The organism is Acinetobacter sp. 797_lipA, from assembly GCF_058243025.1.
The window spans coordinates 2324044-2347933 of sequence record NZ_JBZAYQ010000001.1 but is presented as its reverse complement, the minus strand read 5'-3'; the positions used below and the strand labels follow the sequence as shown (position 1 = coordinate 2347933).

The 23890-nt window shown below is 38.2% G+C and carries 26 protein-coding genes and 1 pseudogene; 14 read left to right on the top strand and 13 right to left on the bottom strand.

Going from position 1 to position 23890, the window contains the following annotated elements:
• Nucleotides 1–51: 51 nt before the first annotated feature.
• A complete protein-coding gene (gene groL / locus AC4CU2_RS11550; protein WP_004694331.1) occupies nt 52–1686 on the top strand; it encodes a chaperonin GroEL in 1635 nt (544 codons plus the stop codon).
• A gap of 253 nt (nt 1687–1939) precedes the next feature.
• On the opposite strand, the gene AC4CU2_RS11545 is transcribed toward groL, so the two are convergent.
• Entirely contained in the window at nt 1940–2155 is a 216-nt protein-coding gene (locus AC4CU2_RS11545) for a hypothetical protein (RefSeq protein WP_094148767.1), read from the bottom strand.
• Nucleotides 2156–2478: 323 nt separating this feature from the next.
• Complete coding sequence (locus AC4CU2_RS11540) at nt 2479–3177, bottom strand: hypothetical protein (protein WP_131230054.1); 699 nt, start codon at nt 3175–3177, stop codon at nt 2479–2481.
• Between the two features lie 629 nt (nt 3178–3806).
• Between AC4CU2_RS11540 and AC4CU2_RS11535 the strand changes: the two genes are divergently transcribed.
• The gene (locus AC4CU2_RS11535) at nt 3807–4757 is read left to right on the top strand and encodes a MobA/MobL family protein (RefSeq protein WP_278345467.1); all 951 of its coding nucleotides are present in this window, start codon (nt 3807–3809) and stop codon (nt 4755–4757) included.
• 59 nt (nt 4758–4816) lie between these two features.
• On the opposite strand, the gene AC4CU2_RS11530 is transcribed toward AC4CU2_RS11535, so the two are convergent.
• Both AC4CU2_RS11530 and AC4CU2_RS11525 read right to left on the bottom strand, forming a co-directional pair.
• Nucleotides 4817–5665, bottom strand: coding sequence for a hypothetical protein (locus AC4CU2_RS11530; RefSeq protein WP_490768851.1), 849 nt, complete (start codon nt 5663–5665; stop codon nt 4817–4819).
• Nucleotides 5652–5993: a hypothetical protein gene (locus tag AC4CU2_RS11525; RefSeq protein ID WP_094148771.1), complete on the bottom strand. Its 342-nt coding sequence runs from the start codon at nt 5991–5993 to the stop codon at nt 5652–5654. The genes AC4CU2_RS11530 and AC4CU2_RS11525 overlap by 14 nt, the downstream gene beginning before the upstream one ends.
• A gap of 1100 nt (nt 5994–7093) precedes the next feature.
• Here AC4CU2_RS11525 and AC4CU2_RS11520 point away from each other — a divergent pair.
• The 8 genes from AC4CU2_RS11520 to AC4CU2_RS11485 all read left to right on the top strand — a co-directional run bounded on the left by AC4CU2_RS11520 (nt 7094) and on the right by AC4CU2_RS11485 (nt 12108).
• Complete coding sequence (locus tag AC4CU2_RS11520; protein ID WP_094148777.1) at nt 7094–7702, top strand: hypothetical protein; 609 nt, start codon at nt 7094–7096, stop codon at nt 7700–7702.
• 26 nt (nt 7703–7728) lie between these two features.
• Nucleotides 7729–9081, top strand: coding sequence for a CAP domain-containing protein (locus AC4CU2_RS11515; RefSeq protein ID WP_125275052.1), 1353 nt, complete (start codon nt 7729–7731; stop codon nt 9079–9081).
• The gene (locus AC4CU2_RS11510; protein WP_125275051.1) at nt 9071–9817 is read left to right on the top strand and encodes a hypothetical protein; all 747 of its coding nucleotides are present in this window, start codon (nt 9071–9073) and stop codon (nt 9815–9817) included. Before AC4CU2_RS11515 ends, AC4CU2_RS11510 begins: the two co-directional genes overlap by 11 nt.
• 33 nt (nt 9818–9850) lie before the next feature.
• The gene (locus AC4CU2_RS11505) at nt 9851–10234 is read left to right on the top strand and encodes a hypothetical protein (protein ID WP_094148774.1); all 384 of its coding nucleotides are present in this window, start codon (nt 9851–9853) and stop codon (nt 10232–10234) included.
• A gap of 95 nt (nt 10235–10329) precedes the next feature.
• The gene (locus tag AC4CU2_RS11500) at nt 10330–10575 is read left to right on the top strand and encodes a type II toxin-antitoxin system HicB family antitoxin (RefSeq protein ID WP_094148775.1); all 246 of its coding nucleotides are present in this window, start codon (nt 10330–10332) and stop codon (nt 10573–10575) included.
• A 32-nt stretch (nt 10576–10607) separates the two neighbouring features.
• The gene (locus AC4CU2_RS11495; RefSeq protein WP_490768850.1) at nt 10608–10853 is read left to right on the top strand and encodes a hypothetical protein; all 246 of its coding nucleotides are present in this window, start codon (nt 10608–10610) and stop codon (nt 10851–10853) included.
• Nucleotides 10854–10907: 54 nt separating this feature from the next.
• Nucleotides 10908–11546: a DUF6088 family protein gene (locus AC4CU2_RS11490; RefSeq protein ID WP_227556820.1), complete on the top strand. Its 639-nt coding sequence runs from the start codon at nt 10908–10910 to the stop codon at nt 11544–11546.
• Between the two features lie 256 nt (nt 11547–11802).
• On the top strand, nt 11803–12108 hold the full coding sequence (locus tag AC4CU2_RS11485; RefSeq protein ID WP_094149123.1) for a hypothetical protein: 306 nt from the start codon (nt 11803–11805) through the stop codon (nt 12106–12108).
• A gap of 405 nt (nt 12109–12513) precedes the next feature.
• Here AC4CU2_RS11485 and AC4CU2_RS11480 read toward each other — a convergent pair.
• Nucleotides 12514–12963, bottom strand: a pseudogene (locus AC4CU2_RS11480) (SDR family oxidoreductase); the annotation flags it as partial.
• Nucleotides 12964–13027: 64 nt separating this feature from the next.
• Here AC4CU2_RS11480 and AC4CU2_RS11475 point away from each other — a divergent pair.
• Nucleotides 13028–13960, top strand: a complete 933-nt coding sequence (locus tag AC4CU2_RS11475) for an IS5-like element ISAba12 family transposase (RefSeq protein WP_074384144.1) — start codon at nt 13028–13030, stop codon at nt 13958–13960.
• A gap of 456 nt (nt 13961–14416) precedes the next feature.
• On the opposite strand, the gene AC4CU2_RS11470 is transcribed toward AC4CU2_RS11475, so the two are convergent.
• A complete protein-coding gene (locus tag AC4CU2_RS11470) occupies nt 14417–15394 on the bottom strand; it encodes a GlxA family transcriptional regulator (protein ID WP_125275154.1) in 978 nt (325 codons plus the stop codon).
• Between the two features lie 132 nt (nt 15395–15526).
• Here AC4CU2_RS11470 and AC4CU2_RS11465 point away from each other — a divergent pair, with 132 nt between their 5' ends.
• Nucleotides 15527–16411 carry an MBL fold metallo-hydrolase gene (locus tag AC4CU2_RS11465; RefSeq protein WP_094149107.1) on the top strand — a complete coding sequence of 295 codons (885 nt, stop codon included), beginning with the start codon at nt 15527–15529 and terminating at the stop codon, nt 16409–16411.
• A gap of 83 nt (nt 16412–16494) precedes the next feature.
• Complete coding sequence (locus AC4CU2_RS11460) at nt 16495–17037, top strand: cysteine hydrolase family protein (RefSeq protein ID WP_087014584.1); 543 nt, start codon at nt 16495–16497, stop codon at nt 17035–17037.
• Nucleotides 17038–17140: 103 nt separating this feature from the next.
• Here AC4CU2_RS11460 and AC4CU2_RS11455 read toward each other — a convergent pair whose 3' ends face one another.
• From AC4CU2_RS11455 to AC4CU2_RS11435, 5 genes are all read right to left on the bottom strand, one after another.
• Nucleotides 17141–17362, bottom strand: coding sequence for a DUF6500 family protein (locus AC4CU2_RS11455; protein ID WP_087014582.1), 222 nt, complete (start codon nt 17360–17362; stop codon nt 17141–17143).
• Between the two features lie 56 nt (nt 17363–17418).
• On the bottom strand, nt 17419–17637 hold the full coding sequence (locus tag AC4CU2_RS11450) for a hypothetical protein (protein ID WP_010326906.1): 219 nt from the start codon (nt 17635–17637) through the stop codon (nt 17419–17421).
• A 4-nt stretch (nt 17638–17641) separates the two neighbouring features.
• Entirely contained in the window at nt 17642–18937 is a 1296-nt protein-coding gene (locus AC4CU2_RS11445) for a Y-family DNA polymerase (RefSeq protein ID WP_279693934.1), read from the bottom strand.
• Between the two features lie 12 nt (nt 18938–18949).
• Nucleotides 18950–19585 (bottom strand): LexA family protein, encoded by a 636-nt coding sequence (locus AC4CU2_RS11440; protein ID WP_010326904.1) that lies wholly within the window; start codon nt 19583–19585, stop codon nt 18950–18952.
• A 107-nt stretch (nt 19586–19692) separates the two neighbouring features.
• Nucleotides 19693–20343 (bottom strand): SOS response-associated peptidase family protein, encoded by a 651-nt coding sequence (locus tag AC4CU2_RS11435; RefSeq protein WP_010326903.1) that lies wholly within the window; start codon nt 20341–20343, stop codon nt 19693–19695.
• Between the two features lie 215 nt (nt 20344–20558).
• Between AC4CU2_RS11435 and AC4CU2_RS11430 the strand changes: the two genes are divergently transcribed.
• A complete protein-coding gene (locus tag AC4CU2_RS11430; RefSeq protein ID WP_004981682.1) occupies nt 20559–20699 on the top strand; it encodes a hypothetical protein in 141 nt (46 codons plus the stop codon).
• Between the two features lie 67 nt (nt 20700–20766).
• On the opposite strand, the gene AC4CU2_RS11425 is transcribed toward AC4CU2_RS11430, so the two are convergent.
• Together AC4CU2_RS11425 and AC4CU2_RS11420 are read right to left on the bottom strand one after the other, a co-directional pair.
• Entirely contained in the window at nt 20767–22845 is a 2079-nt protein-coding gene (locus tag AC4CU2_RS11425; RefSeq protein ID WP_490747902.1) for a catalase, read from the bottom strand.
• Between the two features lie 290 nt (nt 22846–23135).
• Nucleotides 23136–23819 carry a DUF421 domain-containing protein gene (locus AC4CU2_RS11420; RefSeq protein ID WP_490768849.1) on the bottom strand — a complete coding sequence of 228 codons (684 nt, stop codon included), beginning with the start codon at nt 23817–23819 and terminating at the stop codon, nt 23136–23138.
• Nucleotides 23820–23890 lie beyond the last annotated feature (71 nt).

The following is a 23890-nucleotide window of genomic DNA, read 5'->3' as shown; positions in this document are numbered from 1 at the left end:
GCTGTTTAAGCAATACAATTGATTAAAATTTAAGAATATTTGGAGTTTAGTATGTCAGCTAAAGACGTAAAATTTGGTGATTCAGCTCGTTCTAAAATGATTGCAGGCGTAAACGTGCTTGCAGATGCTGTAAAAGTAACTTTAGGTCCTAAAGGCCGTAATGTTGTGATTGACCGTTCTTTCGGTGCACCGCACATCACTAAAGATGGTGTAACGGTTGCGAAAGAAATTTCTCTAAAAGACAAATTTGAGAACATGGGCGCTCAATTGGTTCGTGAAGTATCTTCTAAAACCAATGACATCGCTGGTGACGGTACAACAACTGCAACTGTACTAGCTCAAGCAATTTTAAATGAAGGCATCAAGTCTGTAACAGCGGGCATGAACCCAATGGACTTGAAACGCGGTATTGACCTGGCTGTTAAAGCATTGGTTGCTGAAATTAAAGCAACAGCAAAACCTGCTTCTGATACTAAAGCGATTGAACAAGTCGGTTCAATCTCTGCAAACTCTGACGAAACTGTAGGTAAACTCATTGCACAAGCAATGGAACGCGTAGGTAAAGAAGGCGTGATTACCGTTGAAGAAGGTTCAGGCTTTGAAGATGCTTTGGACGTTGTTGAAGGTATGCAGTTTGACCGTGGTTATATCAGCCCGTATTTTGCAAACAAACAAGATACATTAACGGCTGAACTTGAAAATCCGTTTATCTTGCTTGTTGACAAAAAAATCAGCAACATCCGTGAATTGATTACGGTGTTAGAAGCTGTTGCTAAAACAGGTAAACCACTTTTAATTATCGCTGAAGATGTTGAGGGTGAGGCTTTAGCTACACTTGTTGTTAACAACATGCGCGGCATTATTAAAGTATGTGCGGTTAAAGCACCTGGTTTTGGTGACCGTCGTAAAGCAATGCTTCAAGATATCGCAATCTTGACTGGCGCGACTGTAATTTCTGAAGAAGTAGGCATGACTTTAGAACAAGCTTCTCTTCAAGACTTAGGTACTGCGCACAAAATCACTGTGTCTAAAGAGAATACTGTGATTGTTGACGGTGCTGGTGATGCAGCTCAAATTGCTGAACGTGTCACTCAAATTCGTGCGCAAATTGAAGAATCATCTTCTGAATACGACAAAGAAAAACTTCAAGAACGTGTTGCTAAATTGGCCGGCGGTGTAGCTGTGATCAAAATTGGTGCGGCGACTGAAGTTGAAATGAAAGAGAAGAAAGACCGTGTGGATGATGCGCTTCATGCAACACGTGCTGCGGTTGAAGAAGGTGTGGTTGCTGGTGGTGGTGTTGCACTGGTACGTGCTGCAGCTGCACTTGACGGTGTAAACGGTGCGAATGACGATCAAAACGTAGGTATCAACATTTTACGTCGTGCGATTGAAGCGCCACTTCGTCAAATCGTTGCGAATGCGGGTGATGAACCTTCAGTTGTGATCAACGCTGTGAAAAATGGCGAAGGTAACTTCGGTTATAACGCTGCAACTTCTGAGTATGGCGATATGCTAGAAATGGGTATCCTTGACCCAGCGAAAGTAACCCGTTCTGCGCTTGAACACGCTGCTTCTGTGGCTGGTTTAATGTTAACGACTGAATGCATGATCACTGACGTTCCAGAAGACAAGCCTGCAATGCCTGATATGGGCGGCATGGGTGGTATGGGCGGAATGATGTAAGCTGCCTATATTTTGATTAAACTACTGTAATTTAATATAATTAAAATTTTATTAAATAAACTTACTCACAGTGTTACTCACATTTGAGTTTGTTACAAAAAAGGTCACAAATTTTATTTGTGGCCTTTTTTTAATTTTATAGTCCTATGCTTAGTTTTCTTCAAGAAGTCATAGTATGGATTAAGAATTTGACTACTAGATGAGTGGATATGTTAAAAAATCAGGCACTTTTAGTCATAGAACAACATTTACGTCAATCTGGCGTAAGAATGGAATCTTCCTCATGAAGAATACAGGCAAGCACATAACTATTAAGCCAGTAATTTTTACGCCCATCTTTTATTGGTCTTTTCACACGACCGCTTTTAATTCGATCATATAGTTCTTTTTCAGAGATATTCATTCTCAAAGCAAATTCAGCTGTAGATACGCGCCTTTCTGTGTTTGTAAGATCTATGCATACACCCATATAAATCATCTCCTTTATTATCTGGTTTTAATAGATACACTCTTAAAATAAAGATTATCAAATCAATATAAAAAAAGACGAGAAAAGTTTAAAAAAACAAAAAAAAGGTTTATTTTTTAATTTATTATATCAGTAAAATAATCTTAAGTTTGTTTAGGTGGGTATTGATTAAATTAGAAATGGTTTTTTGTAAAGTGGTTTATTAAAAAATATTATTATAAAATAAGAGTGCTTAATTTATAGAAACGCACACGACTTAGCCGACCGATGGTGTCGGTCGGCTATTAACGTTTACTGCTTTTTTTCTGTTAATTTTTTAAAATTTACTCATCGTAAATTTTGAACGGATTATTTAATTTGAGTAAAATTGAGTTCTTTTTATTGTTAAATTCTCTTCCAGTTTCTGAAATATTAAATTCATTTATCTCTTCAGTGTTAAATGATTTTCTATCAAAATAATCATGTATTAAATGGAGTTTCATGATCTCAAATAATATCTCAAGTGGATCATCGTCAATATTATTTAATTTAAGTAGTGATAGTAATGTTCCGCCTATAAAAAACTTTTTATGATTCTCTCTATTTCTCTTTTTAGTGTTTTTCTGCTTTTCTAAAGCATCATCCGTGTCTAAGATGTTTTGATGGATTTTTATTTTTATATTGTCAGGTAGTTTTGACATATAATTGTCTAACATTTTTTCAGCTAAAAAATAATGTTTAAGCACTGGTGGAACAACTTCTTTGATATAGCTGTAATCTAAAATATCCCGTTCTATTTTTGTAATATGATGATCATCTTTTTCTAAGATAAGCGTAAGTGTTTCATTGTATTTGATTCTTCTATTTATATATTGATAGGTTTTCTTGAGCAAATATTTTTCTTTATCAATAAGTTCTCCTAATTTTTTTTGTTCGATTAATTGAATGACATCATAATGTGTTTTTTCGAAAGCGGGATTATTCATTGCAAAATATTCTATTGAATAAATGTGATCTTGTGTTGTTAATGCTGTACGACTCATCTTGATATTTTCTCACTAAAAAAATAAAAAATGTATATCACATGTCAATTTTAAAACTTGAGAAAAGTTTAAATATTCAAAAAAAAGTTCTGCTTTTTTTCTGCTCTCTGTTAGTCCTGTTAATTTGGCTGTTAGTTCTTCTGTTAGTGATGAGAGATAAAAATCATTTTTTGCGAATGCAAAAAAAAGATTTTTATCTCGTCTCCGTGTTCATTTCAATTCGCTTTCAGCGAATCAAAATGAACCCTACGTCTCGCCCTGCGGAGCACTTTTAGTTTCTTAAGCTATTGTATTTAAATTATATTATTTATTGTGTATTGGAAAAAGCACTTGAAATGGCTAAAAAATATACAAACGTCTGTTACACGTTAAAAATTGGGGCTGTTACATGTTTTTTTGCTTAAAGTTTGTTCGGTGTTACACGTTAAAACGGGAGGTGTTACACGTTAAAACGGGAGGTGTTACACGTTAAAACTGGGGGGTGTTACACGTTAAAAGTACGTATATTTATGATGCTGTTATATTTTCTATAAAAAAATCGCATTATTTTTCATTTTCTACATCAAACGAATAAAATTTTTGAATAATTTTATATGCTCCATTTTCATTATTTGAAATTGGATTTGTATATGTATTATTTTGATTTACGTCATAATGTGAAAGAACTAAAAATTCAGCATAAAAATTTGCGTAGAGACAAATTTAGACATTCTTCAGAACTCGGTTATCACTACATTACGCGAACATTATATTTTTCAACGCATAAACAAGATATTGAAGAGCTTGAATATACAGCATCAGCCAATATGCCAATCTGGGCAGCTGATAGCCCCGAAGTATTTTGGAATGCAGCAGATCAATATGAAAGTATGAATGGTCGAACATCTACGCATATTACCGTTGCTCTGCCGAAAGAACTTGATTGTATGCAACGTATTGAATTGTCGAATCAACTTATAGATGAATTCTGCGGTCAATATCAGATGCCCTACAGCTTTGCCATTCATAATCATGTTTCAACCCTCGATGGGCGTTACGAACAACCGCATTTGCATTTATTATATTCAGAGCGAAGTATTTATGATGGTATTGAACGAACACCAGAACTGTATTTTCAAAGACACTGTCCAAAGAATCCTGAGAGAGGTGGTGCCAAGAAACTAACAGCAGATGTAATTGGACTCGGTCGTCATCAAATTAATCATTATCGAAAAATCACAGAAAATGTCATAAATAAATTTTTAAAAGAATATGCACCAGTTAAAGAAATTGAAATTTACGGTGTGAAACTACAGGTTGAAAATAAGGTCTCATGTTTATCGAATGAAGATTATAACCAAAAAAATGGGACAAATTTAAAAGATGTTCCGCAAATACCTCGCCATTATTTACATAGTAAAGATCCGGATATTCAAGAAAAAATTCAAATGGTTAGAAAAATAGTTAAAGAGATTCGAGAAGCGAATTTATATGAATTGCATCAAGCAGAGTATCAGTTTGAATTGTGCAAAAGAAATCAGTATCAATATGAAAATAACGATATTGCTCGGAAGCCTAAATCCAATGATTTAGACTTCTAATTTATTTTGATTGTCTGGCTGAGTCATAAGTAAGTTCAATCTGAATAAGTTGAACTTGCTCACTTGATTAAATACCTGTCGATTTGTAATTGCTCAAGTAGATGCCATTGATATCGCTCCTGACCACAAAAGGATTGTTTGATGTAGGCAATATGTCGAATCACGTGTTTCTGCTGTTTGTGTAAATTTTGGATGCGCTGATCTGCATAATGAATATCAACGCGCTGCTGCAACAGTGCTTGATAAAAATGACGATGATCAGGGTTCATATTTTTCAAAACTTCATGTGGTGCAATAGGATAGAGTGGCTGACTCAATCCTTGTGCCGTCGTATGTTCAGAAATGAAAATCTTCGACTGTACGGAACATTTCTCTTTTTTTAATGACTGCTCGTGTGTAATCGTCTGATCTTTGAGAGTGTGAAACGCCTGTTGAATTGACAGCGTTAGTGTATCAGCTTGAGTGTCTTTAACTGCATTTCTACTTCTTTCAGGCTTTGTAACAGTTGTATTTGTAGTTTGCATCAACGATTGCGGTTGAGCTTGAGTTTCAGTATTCGGCTGGATCAATTGTTTTAACTTTTTATAGTTAATTGAATAAAAGTTGGTTTGGAGCCATTTATTTTTTGAGAGCTTTTTAATCACTAAAATCTCTGCCTGTTTTAATTTAGCGACGATCCGTTTAATGGTTGAGACACTATAGATCCCGAGGGTTTGTTGCCATTGCTCATAGCTATGAAACCAATACTTTTTTCCTTTGTGGACTTGAGCATCACTTTTTTCTAAGCAGTAATGCAGCTTTTGTAAAAAAGTCGCGGCTGCGACGCCATACGCTTTTGCAAGCGTAGGCGAAGCAATTAAAGGGTAGTCCGAGGGAGCCAGCAGAATATGCTGATTATGCTTGGACATAACGTGCTCCCAAAAGACGCTCAGCACGTTCAATCAGGTTTTGACGTTGATGGGTTCGGAATGCCCAGAGCGATGGGGTATGATTATTTTGATTGAGTTTTGCGACTTCAGCGATTTGTTCATCATTCATCTGGCGCATGCATTGACGAATAATTTGGTGCGCATGTTCAAGCTCGGTCAGCATGGAGTCTGCAGTATCGAGTGCTTGATAAAGATGGGTTAAGCTTTGACGCTGGGGATTTGAAATGCTTTTGCCAAGTTCAACAATCAGTTGAGAGGCTTGTTTTTTAGATGTGCAAGTGTATGCACAATGAAATTTAGCGTTCATAGTCGTTTTCTCTGATAAGTTTTAAATACTTACCAACATCACTTTCCTACGGTGATGGTGGCAGCTCGACAGAAGTAGGAAATACCGTTCAGAGAGTACGGCCAGCACAAAGCTGTCCTGTCAAGCCGCCATAACGACTGCTAAAACAGTAGGCAAAAAAATAGCCGCTAAGCGACTTTTATTTACCGCTCTCTGATGATATCAGGTTTCCTACGCCTGAACACAGATTTTGCTGTGTCCTATAAGCTTATCTGCGTATCCATTGCACTGTCAACGCTGTATTTGATTATTTTTACAAAACGCAACATTTCATTAATTCATTGATTAAACTTTAGTTATTTTCGAAGTCTGACGGCTGGGTCTACCTATGATGAACAGGAAGGTATCGTTTGACGAAGTAGAGTTTTTCTTCAGATCCACTTAAAAAAGTGAATGTTTGGCGAAGATCTATTCAATCATTTTATTCATTTATTTTATTACAGAAGAGCAGTTCATTTTAGACCGATCCATAGCATCAAAATGAGCCCATCGATGGTTTTAATTTGAGCTTATGGTCGAAATCAACAACTTAACTGAATTTATTCAAGCCGATCATGTGAATTTTATCGTATCGCAAAATTGACTAAAGCGCTGGATAAATCTAATATGAGCTCGCTGGCCTACATTGCCAGTCGGTTTTAGCAGACCGTTGATCCAGCACAGAAAATAGCCTGTCTATTTTTTGTGGACCTTCTCGTCCCCCTTTTTTTCTATGGTAGGGCAGGAGGGGGACGTCTTTGACGTGCTGGTTCCTTGGATCCCAGTCTGCTAACCCTCTTTTGCTCTGCCACCATTATTTAGCAGTAATCGGCAGAGCTTCTTAAGATTCAAGGAGCTTCTCATGCTGTACCCATCTATTCTTTATTGTGCCTCCGCACCCGTTCAACCTTGTTGTTTCCTTCAACAGGGCATACAGCACTGATTTTAATTTTTAAGCTGTATTAAAAAACATTTTTACACGAACAATCTCTAAGGTGGATGGCTCAATCACGCCTATAAAAAATACTTATTTTTATATCCCCTTGTGATTGTCAATTGCATTGAACATGCGGGGAACAATGATGTCTGAATTCACTCAACCAAAAATCATTCCAATCGAAAATCGCCCACCAAAATCCAAAGTTTTTATAAAGTGCATCGTGGTGCCGATCGTCATTTTTTTAATTATGGCTAAAGTCTTTTCCTTTGGATGGTTTGGCTCTCTATTCTTTGGCATCTGGCTGTTGTGGTTTGTGATCACTTATTACTTCTATGAATATGGCAATACTTACTTTGCAGGCATGACGGAGCAACTGACCCGTCAAGGTGAACAGTTTAATTATCACAATCGTGGGGTCTGGATTAACAGTCAGCATAAAACCATTATTCTGTTTGATGAACCTGAACAGCGTTTAGTGAAATACCCATTTGACTATATTACTTCGGTTGGCCACTTCAACTTAGTTGAAGATAAAGTCTCTTATTCCAGCACAATCACCAGCAATCCGATGACGGGAACGCATATCCACCATCACGAACATCGCAGCCCAGTCAAAAGAGAATACCAAGTCAATATTGGAACACGCGACCCATTCAAACCGCATTACTGCCTTAAAGTGTTGTTTCCTTGGCGTAGCCCCAAAATGGCCAGTGAAATCCGCCAACTGCTGTCGGCTGATCATTACCAATAAAAACCAAGAATAAGAGGGAGTGTAAAATGATGAAACGCATAAAAAAGGGGACACCATCCATTAGAACCACCACCTTGATGCTGGCCATCAGTATGGCGATGGTTGGATGTGGTGGTGGTTCAAGTTCTGGTGGAGTAGAAGACTCAAATAATGGCAGCACTTCACCTCAACCCGTGACGTGTGCTGAAACAGAATATCTACAAGAAGGAATCTGTAAAAACAAGACAGCACAACGCTTTGAACCCTTAGAGATCCATCGCTTTCTCAAAGGTCAGGGCTATCAGTTAAATCTGAAGACGGATCAAGATCTGACCCTCAGTTTTAGCAGTCAGAGTCCAAGTATTTGTGACTTCGAACAAGGGGAGCTCAAAGCCTTAGATTTGGGCGAATGTAGTTTAAAACTGACACAGGCAGGAACCTCACAGCTTCTGCCTGTGAATAGCACAATGGTGGTGGATGTCATTGAGAATGATGCAGAGGATCTTAAGGATCTGAATGCCTGTCAGGCAGGGAGGCCCAGTGAGGCGGAGCGTCAGCTGTTTATCAATACCTTGAATGAGATCCGTGCCTTACACCATCTGCCGAAAGTTCGCTATGACCAAGCCTATGAAGATCAGATGATGCAAGCCTCTATGTTACTGGCGGTGAATGAAAAGACCTCACATTATCCGGATCGTACGTGGCGCTGCTTTAGTGATATTGGTTATCAAGGGACTTCGACATCGAACTTGAATTTTGTTCAAGCCTATCAGCCTTTAGCCAGCTACGGTGCAGATACCCATGTGATTAATTGGTTGATTGAAAAAAACTCGGTCAGCATTGGTCATCGACGTCATCTCTTAAGTCCCTTCCTGAGCAAAACTGCCTATGGCGAAGTCTCTAATACTGAGGCTAAAAGCGTAGCGACCATCTTAGGCGCTGCCATGAAAGTGGTCTATCCCTATGCATCGCAAACCCTAAGCACCACGATGCCGAAAGGGGTGATTGCCTATCCATATCATGTGTATCCGAAGAAATTCTTTTCAAAAACTGAACCTTTATCCCTGTCGATATTAGTCAATCCACAGAATGCCTATGCCAATAATCAAGTCGATTTTTCACAGGCGAAGCTCACAGTGACGAGACGGGATAATCAGCAAGCTCAAACGATCAGCAACATCCAGTATGACAATATCAGCTATGGTTTATTGGCCAATAACCTGCAATTTCATTTTAGCGCAATGGAATACAACGTGATCTATGACGTTAATGTGCAGCATGTGATGGTAGATGGAAAAGCTGAAGACTATGCTTACTGGTTTAAAGTTGATGATCAGTCTGGTGAACAACGCTTATCAGGAGAACAACGCTCAGCAGGAGAACCATCCGATGACATTTAAGTTGAGATCATTTTTACTCGCCAGTGCTTCATTGTTGGCATTGCAGACTGTGGTGGCACAGCCTGTGACTTTAGAGCAGGGCTTAAACTGTTTGGATTGGGCCAAGCAAGAACAGTCTTTTAGCAATCAACTGGCCACGGGCGATTGGACGCATACAGTAGCATCTAAGCTAACAACGCTGCAACAACAATTTCAGCAGCAATACACCCAGCAAAAATCAAGCGTTGTGGATGATCCAGACGATGAAAACTACTGTGAGGATTGTCCTGAAATTGAGGTTTATCTGCCCAAAGATCAACGCAATCCGATTCAACGGATTGAGGCTTTGATGCAGGTCAGTGTAGCTGGGGCAAGTACCTCGATTTATCGCAATGATGATATGGCCCAAACCAAAGATAACATTGAAGCGGGTTTAAAGATTCAGTTGAGTCACTATAGCGGGCAGCAATTTAAACGCTTTAAACAGCAGTGGGATCAAGCCTCAGCACATGACAATGAGAAACGAACCAAGACCCGGCAGGTCTTTCAACAGTATCCGCATTTAAAGGTGTTTAACGGAGAGGTCTTTCAAAACGGAAAGCGTTACAGCCCTAAACAGATTTACATCTATACCCAGCACTATAAACGGGATGTTTCTGATCTGACCGACATGATTGCCTATATCAGTCTGTATGACCATCCCGTGAATCCATCACAGCACATATTACAGTGTGGCTTTATTGACAATCTGTTTTAAACCACTTCAACTGAATAAATAACGAGTAGCATCATGAAAAAAATATTTTTAGCGGGCTTATGTCTCAGCCTTTCAAGCTGGGCTTGTGCGGGCGCCAAAGAAAGCCTGATCGGAAAGCGTCTGGTGATGGACATTCCTGAGGTTCAATGTGCCGGCTTGTCCTTCTCGAAAAATGGCAAAGATGCGGCGATGTATGCAGAACTGGGACAATGTCAGGATCCCTTACATCTTAGAGTCAGATGGTTAGATGACAAGACTTTTATTTTAATTGAAAAAGTACGTCTCAATGAAACGTCTCCGCCCCGTAGCTTTTTATACAAAGTCAAAAGTATCAATCAGGATTATGTCCAGCTGACAGAAATCTGGACAGGGTGGGGAGACTCAAAAGACGATACGCTGGGTTATTATTTTAGATAAAGCATTTAAAACAATGATCAAGACAGGCCCTTGCTGAGACAGGGGCTTTAAAAGCAAGAAATGAATGGTTTGATCAGTATTAAAGGAATTCGATCATGGTGTGTAGTCCAATATTTTATCCAGCAAAATTTGAACAAGAAGGTCAAGCTTACAACGTCTCATTTCGGGATATTCCAGAGGCAATGACTTGCGGTGACAATTTCGAGGATGCCCTACAGATGGCCAAAGATGCGCTGTTCACCAGTATGGACTTTTATCGTGAAGAGGATCGGACTTTACCTCCACCGAGTGAATGCCAAGAAGGTGAGATCATGATTGCTTTGGATCTGGCACTGAAATAAATCTCAGATGCATCAAAAGTGAGGAGATCGAGATGGAAAGAAAAGAACATGAATATTTAGAGCAACACAAAGACTTAGAGCAAACGACAGATATTTTATGTGATGTTTGTATGGAATCCACTCAACTGAACTATGCTGTCCTGTCAGCCAATTGGGGCAGTGGGTCGAAGCATAATGGAGAACAGTATGAACTGCATTTATGTGAGGCGTGTTTCTTCGCTACTGTCGTAACGTTAAAAAGAGAGCATCGGGTGAAGCAGATGTTTAATGATGATTAATGAAGCTGCCTTAGAAAAATTTGGTCTGAAATAAGTATATCAAGATGACGGATTGTGCCTATAGACGACAATATTAAAAGACTTTTAGTAGAAGCTGAATTGAAAAACTTATCAGCAGGCTCTGTGTTTTCTATTCAAGATATCAGTGTTGCTCTTTCTAAGAAGCAGCTATTAAGCTTTTTATCTGCCTATCTGGATCAGGGGGAGGTCAGTCAGGTTATCCCTAATATTTACTATAAAGTTAAATTCTCAAATCTTTTTAATCCGCCGAGAGCCTTACCCCCAGATCTCTCCAAAGTGTTAGCCGCGATAACTCGATTAACCGGTGAGACGTTTCAATATGATGGAGGCTATTGTGCCAATCGTTTAGGTTTAAGTACTCAAGTGCCTCTATATCATGTCTTGCATACCAATGGCTGTTCAAGGCGATTCAAACTGGCTGGGGTAGATGTGGTACTGAATCACACGGATGATCAGCGACTGCTCCAATACCCTTTACAAAAAGTAGGTATGGCGATCTCTGCTTTGTACTATTTAGGACCAAATGTTGTGGATGATAAGATCATCAAAGCGATCAAAGATCAGTTATCACCTGAGGAGTATGCAAAGTTACTTTCAGCCGATTTACCGAAATGGATCAAAAGGTTGACGAGTGATTATGAAAATTGGACTGCTACCTGCATTAGGCTCTAAATCTCTTGCTTCAGTATTTAATGCTAAGAATGTTTTGAATTCCTCATATTTTTCCTGAGTCCAATAAACAAGACAGTATTTAGTAATTAATGGGTCTCAAATATTGTATACATTGATTTTAGTTATACTATCTTGCAGTAGTTTATTTCATACTACTTGATGATATTTTTACATACTAATTTTTAATTCACAGGGGTAAAGACGATGTACTATTTCGCAGAGGATCCCTTCTAGGTAATGTTACCTAGGAGGAACAATGAAAAAACTAAAACATCAATACAAGCAATCAATACAAAGTACTCGACACGATTATCTTTGGAAGGTTTACCCTAATGTCAGAAGTTCTATATTTAAGAAATTTAGTACTCAGCAAGAGCTTAGCTTTTATTTTTTGCATCGTATTGAATACAAAAGCTATTCGCTTAAAATTCGTGTAGCACGTGGTACAGGCTTACCTCATGTTTGGGATGATTTTCCGACTTGCGTTTATAAAGTTGCTAAAAGTTGGAAACATAATTCTAAGAGAGCACATCAATACTACAAAGAACATGAACAAAAATAAAAAATGGGAGCTGTTGATCAGCTCCCATTTTTGTTGTTTCGGCATAAGCCACTTAAGAAAATAGGGCTAAAATTCCCTCTTTGAAAAATCCGATTGAGTTTATCCTAGACAGTTTTAAGCAAATATCGGTAACTGTCAGATTAAGTCAGAACTAATACAATTTAATCCATCAACACCTTGCTCAGAATATCTTTTCCACCACTTACGTAAGAAGATTAGAGGTAATTCAGTGTAAACAAAAAATCTCTTTCAGGCTTCTTTTTTCACAACAAGTTTTTTTTTCTTCTTAAAATTCTAATAAATAGAGCAAAGCATTTTGTTGTATTAGCGTGCTTTGTATACGTAGATATATGATAGTCTCGTTATGCTATAAAAAGACCTCTAGAAAGAGGTCTAATTTCAAAATTAACCATTGACTATCTCCCCACCATTCACATGTATGACTTGCCCAGTAATATAGCTTGCATCGTCAGAGGCTAGGAATAAATATGCAGGAGCGACTTCACTTGGTTGGCCCATTCTACCCATTGGGGTATCTTTACCAAATTTTTCAACTGTTTCAGCATCAAAGCTACTTGGAATTAACGGTGTCCATATGGGACCCGGTGCCACACCATTTACTCGAATTCCTTTTTTCTGCTTCATTAAATGGTTAGAAAGACTACGCGTAAATGTTGTAATAGCACCTTTGGTACTTGCATAGTCAATTAACTCATCGTGACCTTGATAACTCGTAATACTTGTTGTATTGATAATACTGTCCTCTTCTTTCAAATGAGGAAGTACTGCTTGAGTCAGATAAAACATCGAGTAAATATTTGTTTTAAATGTTATTTCTAATTGTTCTATCGTTATATTTTGAAAGGGCTTTGTTGCACAAACCTATCTGTAAAGGGTTTTTCAGCGATATAATTTTCAAATGAAGAAGCCTACACACAAAATCTACCGCACAACCAATTGGCCCGCATATAACCGAGCACTCATGAGTCGCGGAAATATTGCCATTTGGTTTGATCCTGCTACGCAATGGTATGCGCCATCAAAAGGCAAACAAGGGCGAAATCAAACCTACTCCGACGCAGCCATCCAATGCTGCTTAATGATTAAATCCTTATTCCGTCTGTCTTTACGTATGGTCACTGGCTTTGTGCAAAGTCTGATTAAACTTTGCGGATTAAATTGGATAGCTCCAGATTACACCACGCTTTGTAGAAGACAAAAGCATATTGATATTGTAATCAGCTACCAAAAAAGTAGCGATGGGCTGCATCTACTCATGGACTCTACAGGCATGAAGTTTCTAGGTGAGGGCGAATGGAAACGCAAGAAACATGGACCTGAATATCGTCGCCAATGGCGTAAACTTCATATTGGTATAGATGCTAAAACCCTACAAATACGAGCAGTTCAGCTTACAACCAATAATGTCAGTGATTCACAGGTGCTTGGTGATTTACTTAATCAGATTCCACAAGATGAGCAGATTAACTCTGTTTATACCGATGGAGCTTATGACACCAAGCAATGCCGTCAGGTCATTGCAGATCGGCAAGGGCATGCGGTGATTCCACCTAGAAAAAATGCGAAACCATGGAAAGATACAAAGAGTAGCTCGCTAGAGCGAAATGAATTACTTCGAACAATTAAACGTTTAGGCAGGACACTATGGAAAAAATGGTCAGGCTATCATCGGCGAAGTTTGGTTGAAACTAAGATGCATTGCATCAAATTATTAGGAGATAAACTCAGTGCAAGGAGTTTTGATAGCCAAGTGAATGAGATCCATGCACGTGTAGCAGTCCTTAACAGATTTACGGAATTAGGTCGACCACTTACCCAAGTTACGCCTTAAATTTGGCTCAATTAGGGGCGCTTTGCATTTCAAATCTTTGTGCAACAAAGCCTTTATAAAATGTATTCTGTTTACATCTATATCTGAAATTTATTTCACCTAACTGATATCAGAAGTAGCACAAATGGTTAGGCTGAACTCCATAGACTACAGTGGAGCGTTTCTATTAGGCAATACTTATGAAAAGTCACTATTACTATTGAGCATATAGTGTTTTGTAGTGTAGTAGATCAGTTCACTGTTTGGGGGAATGCAGGAGGTAAAAGTATGCAAGGGCTTATTAATCTACATGCTAAAGAAAAGGCTTTGTTTCTATCATGATCAAAACATTCATGCTGTGCATCCTGCTCTCAGCCTGAACAGCGGATTCGATTTTGATAAAGGTACATGTGACTGTCTTTGTGCAGTGTGTGAATTGGAATAGTCCATTTGTGAGGGCTGATTCGAATAATTCTTTTATGGAAAGTGGGGATGATTATCTTTTTTTTTGATCCCAAATGCTTTTCTCCATGCTAGTGGGCAGGTGCCATATTTTTCACGAAAATTTTTTCTAAATGACACAGTATTATTAAAACCTGAAAGCTCAGCTATCTTTTCGATAGACAAGTTTGTCGTTTCTAAGAGTTCACAACTTAATCTGATTCTTTCAGTATTCAGCCAATCGACTAAGGTCATACCTGTAGCTTTCTTAAAATGCCGTGTGAACGTCCTACGTGTCATATGTGTCCGTTCAGCTAGGCTTTCAATATTATGTTGTATAGCTAAATTCGTTCTTAAAAAATCAAGTAATAGGTTAATTTGTGCATCTTGACTCGATTCTGCTACTGGTTGTTCAATAAACTGAGCTTGTCCACCTTCACGGTGAGGCGGAATTACCATTACTCTAGAGACTTTATTCGCAATTTGTGCATTATAGATTTCACGTACCAAGTATAAACAGCAGTCTAATGCTGCACCTGTTCCAGCAGAGGTTACGATCCTTTGGTCTTCTACATACAAGGCATCATGATCAAGCTTAACCTGTGGAAATCGCACACAGAAATCTTGTTCAGCCATCCAGTGTGTAGCTGCTTTTTTATGGTCAAGTAAACCAGCATATGCCAATGCATAAGTTCCATAGCATAACCCTACAAGTCTAATTCCAGTCTGATATGCACAATTTAGGGCATCAATAAGTACTTGTTCAGGCTCGTGATTAAAATCATCCCACCCAGGAATAATAATAAAATCCGATTCTTTAATAAGTTCAATCCCGCCATCAGGCATAATCATCATTGATTGTTCTGTTTTTACAGGCTGACCATCTATAGAAAAAATTTTAAGGTCAAATAAGGGCTTATCTTCAATTTTGATATTGAAGATAATATAGGGGATAGAGAAGTGAAATGGATTTATATTGGGATAGACGAACAATCCAATCACTGGTATAGCCATTAAACCTACCTCTCTAAAATAATAAATATAGCATTTTGTCCCAATAGTTTCGATGATTGTCCTTCAGGACAATTTTTTTGTTTGATATTTTCTATCATGATCTAGGTATGACTAAATGATTGGATCTGGAACATGAATAAAATTGTAAGTAGTTCACTTATTACACTCTCTCTAGCAATGGCCTCAGTCCATTTATCTGCGAATGATAATGTGGTTCAGCGAGATACGTCTAAAGTTACGTATATACAAGAAATTCGCAATGCAACGATTAAAGTAACCTATGCTGATACGACTTTTTTAATTGACCCAATGTTTGCTAAAAAAGGATTCTATGAAGGTTTTCCTGATACTCATCGTAGCTATTTACGGAACCCATTAGTCGATTTGCCTATCAAGCCCGAAACGATTTTAGAAGGTGTAGATGCGGTAATCGTGACCCATACCCATCTAGATCATTGGGATGATGCAGCACAAGCGACTATTCCGAAAAACATGCCGTTGTTTGTACAGAATAAAGAAGACCAGAAAATCATTCAGTCACAAGGCTTCAAAGATGTTCGTGTATTAACTCAAGCGACCTTTGAAGGGATTAAGCTCACTAAAACTGGTGGTCAACACGGTACTGATGCCATGTACCGTATTCCTAAGCTTAAAGCTGGATTAGGTGAAGCAATGGGTGTGGTATTTGAAGCTGCTGGCCATGAAACTGTTTATGTGGCAGGAGATACCATCTGGCGTTCTGAAGTTGATCAAGCGATTCAAACATTTAAACCTGATGTGATTGTCTTGAATACAGGTAACGCCTTGGTTGATGGCTTTAAAGAATCCATTATTATGGGCAAAGAAGATACTTATCATGCAACTCAGAAAGCACCAAATGCTAAAGTGGTTGCTGTTCACATGGATGCAATTAACCACATGTCGGTAACACGTGCTGAGCTTGCAGATTACGTAAAGGACAAAGGAATCCAAGATAAGGTTTTAATTCCTATCGATGGTGAAACGCTTTCTTTCTAAAGTGACTTAAAGAAGTGGAAGCATTCCACTTCTTTAAAACATAAGTAGAACAAAACAAATATTAGTTAAGTAAAGGAATAGGTATGTCAAAATCAGCTTTATTAGTTATCGACTTACAAAATGAATATCTACCTACAGGTAAATTACCATTGGTAAATATTGAACAAGCTGCTGCTAATGCAGTGAAAGTAATTGCGAAAGCCCGTCAACTGGGTACTCAAGTGATTCATGTGCAACATATTGCTGATGCTGAATCTCCTATATTTGAACCTAGCTCAAATAGTATTGAATTTCAGGACACAGTTAAGCCGCAAGAAGATGAAGCTGTAATCATTAAAAATCACATCAATGCGTTCTTAAATACGAATCTCAAAGAAATTTTAGATAGCAATCAAGTGACTGAGTTAGTCGTGATTGGTGCTATGAGCCATATGTGTGTTGATGCTGCTGTTCGTGCTGCTTCTGATTTTGGTTACAAGGTAAAAGTTATTCATGATGCTTGTGCAACGCTAGACCAAGAATTTAATGGTATCAAAGTACCTGCTGGTCATGTACATGCAACATTAATGGCTGCTTTTGAATTTGCATATGCTCAAGTAATATCAACTGAAGATTATGTTAGCTAAAGACTAAGATTTTAATATTGTACTTTGTTTATAATTTTTATTGTAATAATCAATATCCTATATCAAACCATGATAGAGTTAAGCGCTCTATCATTGTTTTTTATTACTTTGACTCACCTAAAACAAGTTGCCTAACTTTAACTGCTTTCTCGAAGTGATCTAATTTGTGTTTCATAATCCACCAGTGAGCAGCCTCCATTAATAGTTCTGGATTATCATTTTTATTCTTGAAGAAAGCATAAAAGGATAGACCGACATTTTCTCCTTTTTTCTCAATTTTCTCGTTGCACCCACGAATAAAAATTTCTTTTAATTCATCTCTCATTTTTGACCTACTTCAATTGTTCAATTTCTCTAAAACCCGTATTCCTGCCGATTGTTTTAGTTTACTGTTCCCAACACTGGAATCATTCTAGGTCCAGCCTGTCTAGCCTTACCAATAATCTCAACCAGCTCATCATAAGTCAGCTCAAACTTATCCTCACTGTCAAAGACATAGACCATATTCTTGTCTTTGAATTCTTCAGGAGTAGGCGGCACGAACCGCTTAGGAATTAAAATCTGTGCCAATTGTTCATTTGAAAGTTTAAATAAATGCATAGTCTTATCTCACTCTAAAGAGTTCATTCCATTCGGTTAAATAGTTTGGGGATTTGCGTTCTTGATTCATTTGCCAGTGTTCTTCTTTTCGCCCACACAAGCCCAACGACAGCGTGTTCTTGCCATACTTGTGGGTGATGTGATCTAAGGTGTCGGAGAGCTTGGCTCGCTTAATCTGTAGAGAATAATCGGTAAATAGGTCAGGGGAGAATTTGGTTTTAGGTATGATCTCCATCAGGATGATGCCTGCCTTTTTATACTTAAATCCGGGTTTGAATATTTCATCAATGGCCTGCATTGCTATGCGGGTAATCTCTAATACATCATCGCTGTGTTCATGTAGCTGCATAATCACGTAAGGTGTGTATTTTGCACATTTATCAAAGCGACCAGTTTGAATAAACACCCCAATCATTTTGCATAGGAACATATCATCCCGAAGCCTTGAGACAGCTCTTTGCACATATAAACGCACTGAGGATTTGATATTTTCAATGTCGTAAATCGGTTGGCCATAAGATTGGCTACTGATGATTTGCTTTTTAGCAGGCGCATCACTCTCTAGATCGATGCATGAGATCCCATTCAACTCGCGTACAGTCTTTTCCATAACAATACTGAACTGCTTTTTAATCTCTGCTGGATGCGCTTGAACTAAATCCAAAACGGTACGGATATTCATTGTATTGAGCTTTTTACTGTTCTGGCGACCAACTCCCCAAACCTCGCCAACATCGATCTGTGCAAGCATGGCTTCAGTTGAGCAGGGATCCATATCGACCAGATTGCACACTCCATTAAAGAACTTATTCTTCTTGGCTAGATGATTGGCAATTTTGGCTTCAGTCTTTGAACGTCCAATGCCCACACAGCAGGGTAAAGTGAGCCACTGCCAAGCAGTCTTGCGAATGTCTTGGGCATAGTCGGTTAAATCAAATAAGTGCTCATAGCTGGTGAGATCCAAGAAGCATTCATCAACTGAATAAATCTCTTGCTCTCCTGGTGCAACATACATCCCCAGTAAAGTCATAAAACGACGAGACATGGCCCCATATAGGGCAAAGTTGCTGGAGAACACCTGAACATCATGCTTCTTGATGATGTCTTGAATCTGGAATACCGGCACACCCATTTTAATACCAATGTCTTTGGCTTCTTGGGAGCGCGCCACGGCACAACCATCATTACTCGAGAGAACAATGACCGGACGATTATTAAGGGACGGATTAAAAATACGCTCACAACTGACGTAGCAGTTATTCACGTCCACTAACGCGAATATACGATTTTCAGCTTTCATTTTTTATACTTCTTATTTGCTGGTCGAGCGTCTATAAAATTGCTTGAGGTTGAAAGTCACAACCCCTTGGATAGAGATAGACTGGCTGTCTTTAGGAATAATATGCTCGTAAGCTGGATTTTCAGCTCTCAGCCAAATAGGGGGAAGTTCATAGTCTTCATCCCCAAACATTTCTTTGATTTCTTGTTTTGACATCTTAGCGGTCATCATTAACCGCTTAAGTGTTATTTCACGCTCATCGATGAGGGCTAAAACGATATCTCTATGCTGTGCTGTAATGCTCTTATCGACCAAGAAAGGGTCATCGATTTCAAAACCAGCGTAAAGCATAGACTCACTATCAACCCGTCCCATAAAAGTGGATATGGGGTTGAAGATAAGAAAGTCATTTAAGTCGATCGACTTATCGATATGGTCTTTGGTACCAAAAGCAGGACCAGCTGAAAAACGTTCCAGTGCAGACGGAATTTCGAGGCGGGTTTTGACTGAAATTTCTTTAAGATCAAACTTAGAGCCTAGCTCATGCTTTTTTTGTATTTTTTCAAAGACAGCATTGACTGTAGGACTAGGAGCACCATCGGGACCCATGAGTGTTTGAAGGAATGACCAGACGTCATCCGAGAAATAGATCGGTAGTTTCTTTGACATGTTTGACTCCTACGCTACGAGGCGTGTTTGGAACTGAACTCTTTTTTTAGAATAGTCTGCGCTGAATTAAATTTCAAATTTAAAAGCTGTGGATAATCAAGGCACCTTCAAATTAAATTAGGTTGAGCACCATTTTCGGATAAGTGGGATTTAGGGAAGGTGATGTACTCATCCTGCATTTCAAAGAAGAACTCATGCGCCTCTTTAAAGCTGCAATTCAGCCATTCTTCGCGGTATTCGTCAGGGATTACGATGATCGAGCGCTTCTCATCTTTAGGTTTATGGAATTGCTTCATAAAGGGGTGTTTATCGGCATTGATGGTGAGCATGCTCATTGATCGGATTTGCTCCCCATCGATGACAGCATTCTCGTATATGGCCGCCACAGTAAAGGGCATGCCATCCTCACGTGCAATCCCATACCAGTGAGATTTCCCGTCAATGTATTTAGGCTCAAAGATGGTTTCGACAGGGATTAAACCAAATTGAGACTTATGCCAAGCCTCCCTAAAACTGGGTTTTTCAGCGACCGTTTCAGTCCGGGCATTGTATGTGTACTTGCCGAAATTCTTTTCCTTGGCCCACTTAGGAATCATTCCAAAATTAACCGATCGCCATTCGATCTTGCCGTCATTGGAAAAGATCAAAGGAGAGGGATAGTTAGGAAATATGTCTTCAGGAAATTGCAATTGATCAGGTTCAGGGAGATCTATCAGGAATGCACGATTCTTTCTTATCGCTTCGAAGTTTGCGCACATAGACTTATCCCTGTTTATTCTTCATGATCATCGCTCAAATAGTAACCCAACTAAGAATAAAATGATTTCAAAACAATTTAGTATCGTCAACGCAGTGCTCACATAAGAATTTGCAGTATTAAACCTAAAAACAGTGAGTTTTACATATCTATAATTGATACTCAGCTCTACAAGTCATATTTATTTATATAAGCTATACTGGTGATGGAATCGCTATGACTAATAAACAAACGCAAGAGTCCAATCCTCAAAAAGAATCAAACGATGACAAGGGTGATCAGAAAACCTATCAGAATCCAGATCCTCAGAAAAAACCAAATGAAGAGCCTGAGAATCCACTTAAAGAGCAAAAGTAGATCAAAAAGCCCTCGTCGAGGGCTTTTTGAAATCAAATGCTTACACTACTTTTAATCTCAAATAAATTCATGCTGGAATAGCTGCGACAACTTTTTCTCTATCCCACAAACGGTGATTTTGAATAGCTTGTTTGAATTGATCTTGGATCTCTTTAAAATTTTGAGTAGAGAATAGAGCTGCATCCTTAGTGAGCTGAAACTCATCTATTAAAGCGCATTTATCACCCAGGAAAACAATGGGCTTGAGATGTTTATATGTCTCTAATACATAATGTTTAGAAACTCCATCAGCCTTAAATACTTCTAAATTATTCCCATCAATCACGATTACGGCATCATAAGTCACTGAAGGCTCGCCATTTTGTCTTCCATCTACTGGTATTTCATTGCCATCACTAGATTTAACAGGGGCTGCGTTCGGTGCTAAAGTTTCCACAATAGCTTTTTCTGCTTCAGCCCATATTTTAATATCATCTATTGATGACGCATTTACACCGTCATGAACGAGCAAGGCAATTTTTCGCTGTTTAATATCAGATGCAGGAAAAGATGAGGTACTTAATCTTTTCGAAGATGCAATTACGGGTTGGTGCAGACTATCTTGCTGTTTAGGGGGAGTTTTAATACCTAACTCTTTCGCAACATATTCAGCTAAGTCCAAGTCAATATTAGCTAAGACAGCGTAAACTACACGTCTGCGGATATCTTCCGATTTAACCTTAGATAATTCAAAAGAATATGCATCCTTAATATGCTGTTGTTCATGTTTTTCCAAACTATGGTAGTGCATTGTGGCTTGCGAGAAATGATCAGCGAAACTTTCTGGTCGAACTCTTAGTTTGCTGCCTTGTACTTCTTCAGGATGTGTCTTGAAGGCACCACTGTCATTAGGTGATTCTCTTGGCCAATTTTCATCAACAGAATTTGGTTCATAATTTGCCTTTCCTTTATAAACTTCGTGATTAGCATAACCACCTCGTCTATTCGTATGAAAAGGACAAACGGGTTTGTTAATTGGAATTTGATTAAAATTTACCGTACCTAGTCTGTGTAAGTGAGTATCCGTATAGCTAAATAGCCGTCCTTGTAAAAGGGGATCGTTACTAAAATCTATACCTGAGACAATATTTGCAGGACTAAAAGCAACTTGTTCTGTTTCTGCGAAAAAATCATCTGTATTTTTGTTTAAAACAAATTTACCTAGTGGAGTGACAGGTACAAGTTCTTCTGGGATTAATTTTGTAGCATCTAAGACATCAAAGTCCCATTGTTTTGCATCTTCTTCAGAGAAAATTTGTGCGCCTAATTCCCATTCCGGGTAATTGCCACGCTCAATAGCATCCCACAGATCACGTCTGTGAAAATCGGGATCTTTGCCATTAATTTTTAAGGCTTCATCCCAGACGACTTGAGCTAACCCTTGCTTTGGAGTCCAATGGAATTTCACTAAGAATGCTTCATTATTCTTATTAATCAATCTAAATGTATGAACACCAAAACCTTGTATAGAGCGTAGATTTCTTGGAATTGCTCTATCAGACATTATCCAAGTAGTCATATGTGATGCTTCGGTGTTTAAAGAAATAAAATCCCAGAAAGTATCATGGGCAGATTGACCAGTTGGAACTTCATTGGCATCTTCTGGTTTTACTGCATGAACAAAGTCCGGAAATTTAATAGCATCCTGAATGAAGAAGACAGGGATATTATTCCCCACCAAATCATAATTTCCTTCTTCAGTATAAAATTTTATAGAAAAACCTCGTACATCTCGAACGACATCAGCCGAACCTCGCCCACCTTGAACTGTAGAAATACGGACAAAGATAGGAGTTCGATTATTTGTGTCCGTTAGGAACTTAGCTTTAGTCCATTTTTCATTACCGGTATAAGCTTGAAAGTAACCATGAGCACCGACCCCTCGAGCATGTACAACACGTTCTGGAATACGCTCACGATCAAAATGAATAAGTTTATCCCTTAGAAGAAAGTCCTCGAGAAGAGTAGGGCCTTTCTCATTAATTTTTAGACTATTTTGATTATCAGCTACGGGAACACCTAAAGAAGTGGTAAGAGTTTTACCTATAGGATCCACGTATGCTTCCTCAGAAAGCTGGTCGATTTTTGGTGTATTTGGTTCTTTCATATCACATTCTCTTATACATTTGCTTTATAACGTTTTATGAAAATAAGTATTTATTTTCACGTAAGTTAATGGCTTATTTGTTGACGGATATTTTGTGCTTATACAATTTAATAGGTTATCTACAATCGAATATGAGTTACTTGCAAGAAAACTCTTTTTTGGATCAAAGATACCCATATAAACTTTAAGTATTTACGCTTTGAGTAAGGTAAAGAAATGTGTATTTTTTGTTCGCTTAAACTATTCATTTTAAATAATATTGAATTAATCTAAGTCAAAACAAAAGCTTATTAATTTTGATATTCCTCACAATACAAACAGGATTTAGCCCATTTTGTATTTTGACAGCGAGGGCATTTTTCATTTAAATGATTTAAACGTTGGGTTTGACCACACAACATACAAGAATAAAAGTGATCGACATTATGATGATCTGCGATTTGGTATTCATCGGGAAACAGAGGAAGGCCCCATTTTATATTTTCTTTAGAATATGGGATCACGCTTAGGCAGCCATCAGTCTCAAGCAGTGCTATTTTAACTTGTCCGAGATGCTCTATTTTTTTTTGGCGCATTTCAGCAAAGAATTCATCGTATGAATACTTTTCTTGCTTAATATCCTCAACAATCAGTAAACCATTTTTGACGATGTATATAGGTCGACCTTCCAATACGGTCTCAATAGCATCGGATTTCATCATTAAATAAGTTGTTAAGCGATATAAAGCCATAATTACTGCAAAAACGATGACAGCATGTATGATCGGAACTTCTTCATAGAACATAGCATCGCCAGCAGCAGATCCTAAACTAAGAATAATTGCGATTTCAAAGATGGAAAGTTGCCTAACACCACGTTTACCAGAAAATCTTAAAACTAAGATAATCAGGAAGTACATCAAGACACTACGAAGTACAATTTCTGCTGCAAAAGTAAATGTAGTATCAGCTAATAGTATTTTTATAAAGTCCATTTTACACCTATTTAATTATTATTTAGATGTGCTGATAATGAGCCTAAAAGGCTCATTATCATTATATTGGC

Excerpts from the sequence above, each read along its gene's own strand:
- groL (WP_004694331.1), top strand. The coding sequence starts at position 52 with ATGTCAGCTAAAGACGTAAAATTTGGTGATTCAGCTCGTTCTAAAATG.
- AC4CU2_RS11545 (WP_094148767.1), bottom strand. The coding sequence starts at position 2,155 with ATGGGTGTATGCATAGATCTTACAAACACAGAAAGGCGCGTATCTACA.
- AC4CU2_RS11540 (WP_131230054.1), bottom strand. The coding sequence starts at position 3,177 with ATGAGTCGTACAGCATTAACAACACAAGATCACATTTATTCAATAGAA.
- AC4CU2_RS11535 (WP_278345467.1), top strand. The coding sequence starts at position 3,807 with ATGTATTATTTTGATTTACGTCATAATGTGAAAGAACTAAAAATTCAG.
- AC4CU2_RS11530 (WP_490768851.1), bottom strand. The coding sequence starts at position 5,665 with ATGTCCAAGCATAATCAGCATATTCTGCTGGCTCCCTCGGACTACCCT.
- AC4CU2_RS11525 (WP_094148771.1), bottom strand. The coding sequence starts at position 5,993 with ATGAACGCTAAATTTCATTGTGCATACACTTGCACATCTAAAAAACAA.
- AC4CU2_RS11520 (WP_094148777.1), top strand. The coding sequence starts at position 7,094 with ATGTCTGAATTCACTCAACCAAAAATCATTCCAATCGAAAATCGCCCA.
- AC4CU2_RS11515 (WP_125275052.1), top strand. The coding sequence starts at position 7,729 with ATGATGAAACGCATAAAAAAGGGGACACCATCCATTAGAACCACCACC.
- AC4CU2_RS11510 (WP_125275051.1), top strand. The coding sequence starts at position 9,071 with ATGACATTTAAGTTGAGATCATTTTTACTCGCCAGTGCTTCATTGTTG.
- AC4CU2_RS11505 (WP_094148774.1), top strand. The coding sequence starts at position 9,851 with ATGAAAAAAATATTTTTAGCGGGCTTATGTCTCAGCCTTTCAAGCTGG.
- AC4CU2_RS11500 (WP_094148775.1), top strand. The coding sequence starts at position 10,330 with ATGGTGTGTAGTCCAATATTTTATCCAGCAAAATTTGAACAAGAAGGT.
- AC4CU2_RS11495 (WP_490768850.1), top strand. The coding sequence starts at position 10,608 with ATGGAAAGAAAAGAACATGAATATTTAGAGCAACACAAAGACTTAGAG.
- AC4CU2_RS11485 (WP_094149123.1), top strand. The coding sequence starts at position 11,803 with ATGAAAAAACTAAAACATCAATACAAGCAATCAATACAAAGTACTCGA.
- AC4CU2_RS11475 (WP_074384144.1), top strand. The coding sequence starts at position 13,028 with ATGAAGAAGCCTACACACAAAATCTACCGCACAACCAATTGGCCCGCA.
- AC4CU2_RS11470 (WP_125275154.1), bottom strand. The coding sequence starts at position 15,394 with ATGGCTATACCAGTGATTGGATTGTTCGTCTATCCCAATATAAATCCA.
- AC4CU2_RS11465 (WP_094149107.1), top strand. The coding sequence starts at position 15,527 with ATGAATAAAATTGTAAGTAGTTCACTTATTACACTCTCTCTAGCAATG.
- AC4CU2_RS11460 (WP_087014584.1), top strand. The coding sequence starts at position 16,495 with ATGTCAAAATCAGCTTTATTAGTTATCGACTTACAAAATGAATATCTA.
- AC4CU2_RS11455 (WP_087014582.1), bottom strand. The coding sequence starts at position 17,362 with ATGAGAGATGAATTAAAAGAAATTTTTATTCGTGGGTGCAACGAGAAA.
- AC4CU2_RS11450 (WP_010326906.1), bottom strand. The coding sequence starts at position 17,637 with ATGCATTTATTTAAACTTTCAAATGAACAATTGGCACAGATTTTAATT.
- AC4CU2_RS11445 (WP_279693934.1), bottom strand. The coding sequence starts at position 18,937 with ATGAAAGCTGAAAATCGTATATTCGCGTTAGTGGACGTGAATAACTGC.
- AC4CU2_RS11440 (WP_010326904.1), bottom strand. The coding sequence starts at position 19,585 with ATGTCAAAGAAACTACCGATCTATTTCTCGGATGACGTCTGGTCATTC.
- AC4CU2_RS11435 (WP_010326903.1), bottom strand. The coding sequence starts at position 20,343 with ATGTGCGCAAACTTCGAAGCGATAAGAAAGAATCGTGCATTCCTGATA.
- AC4CU2_RS11430 (WP_004981682.1), top strand. The coding sequence starts at position 20,559 with ATGACTAATAAACAAACGCAAGAGTCCAATCCTCAAAAAGAATCAAAC.
- AC4CU2_RS11425 (WP_490747902.1), bottom strand. The coding sequence starts at position 22,845 with ATGAAAGAACCAAATACACCAAAAATCGACCAGCTTTCTGAGGAAGCA.
- AC4CU2_RS11420 (WP_490768849.1), bottom strand. The coding sequence starts at position 23,819 with ATGGACTTTATAAAAATACTATTAGCTGATACTACATTTACTTTTGCA.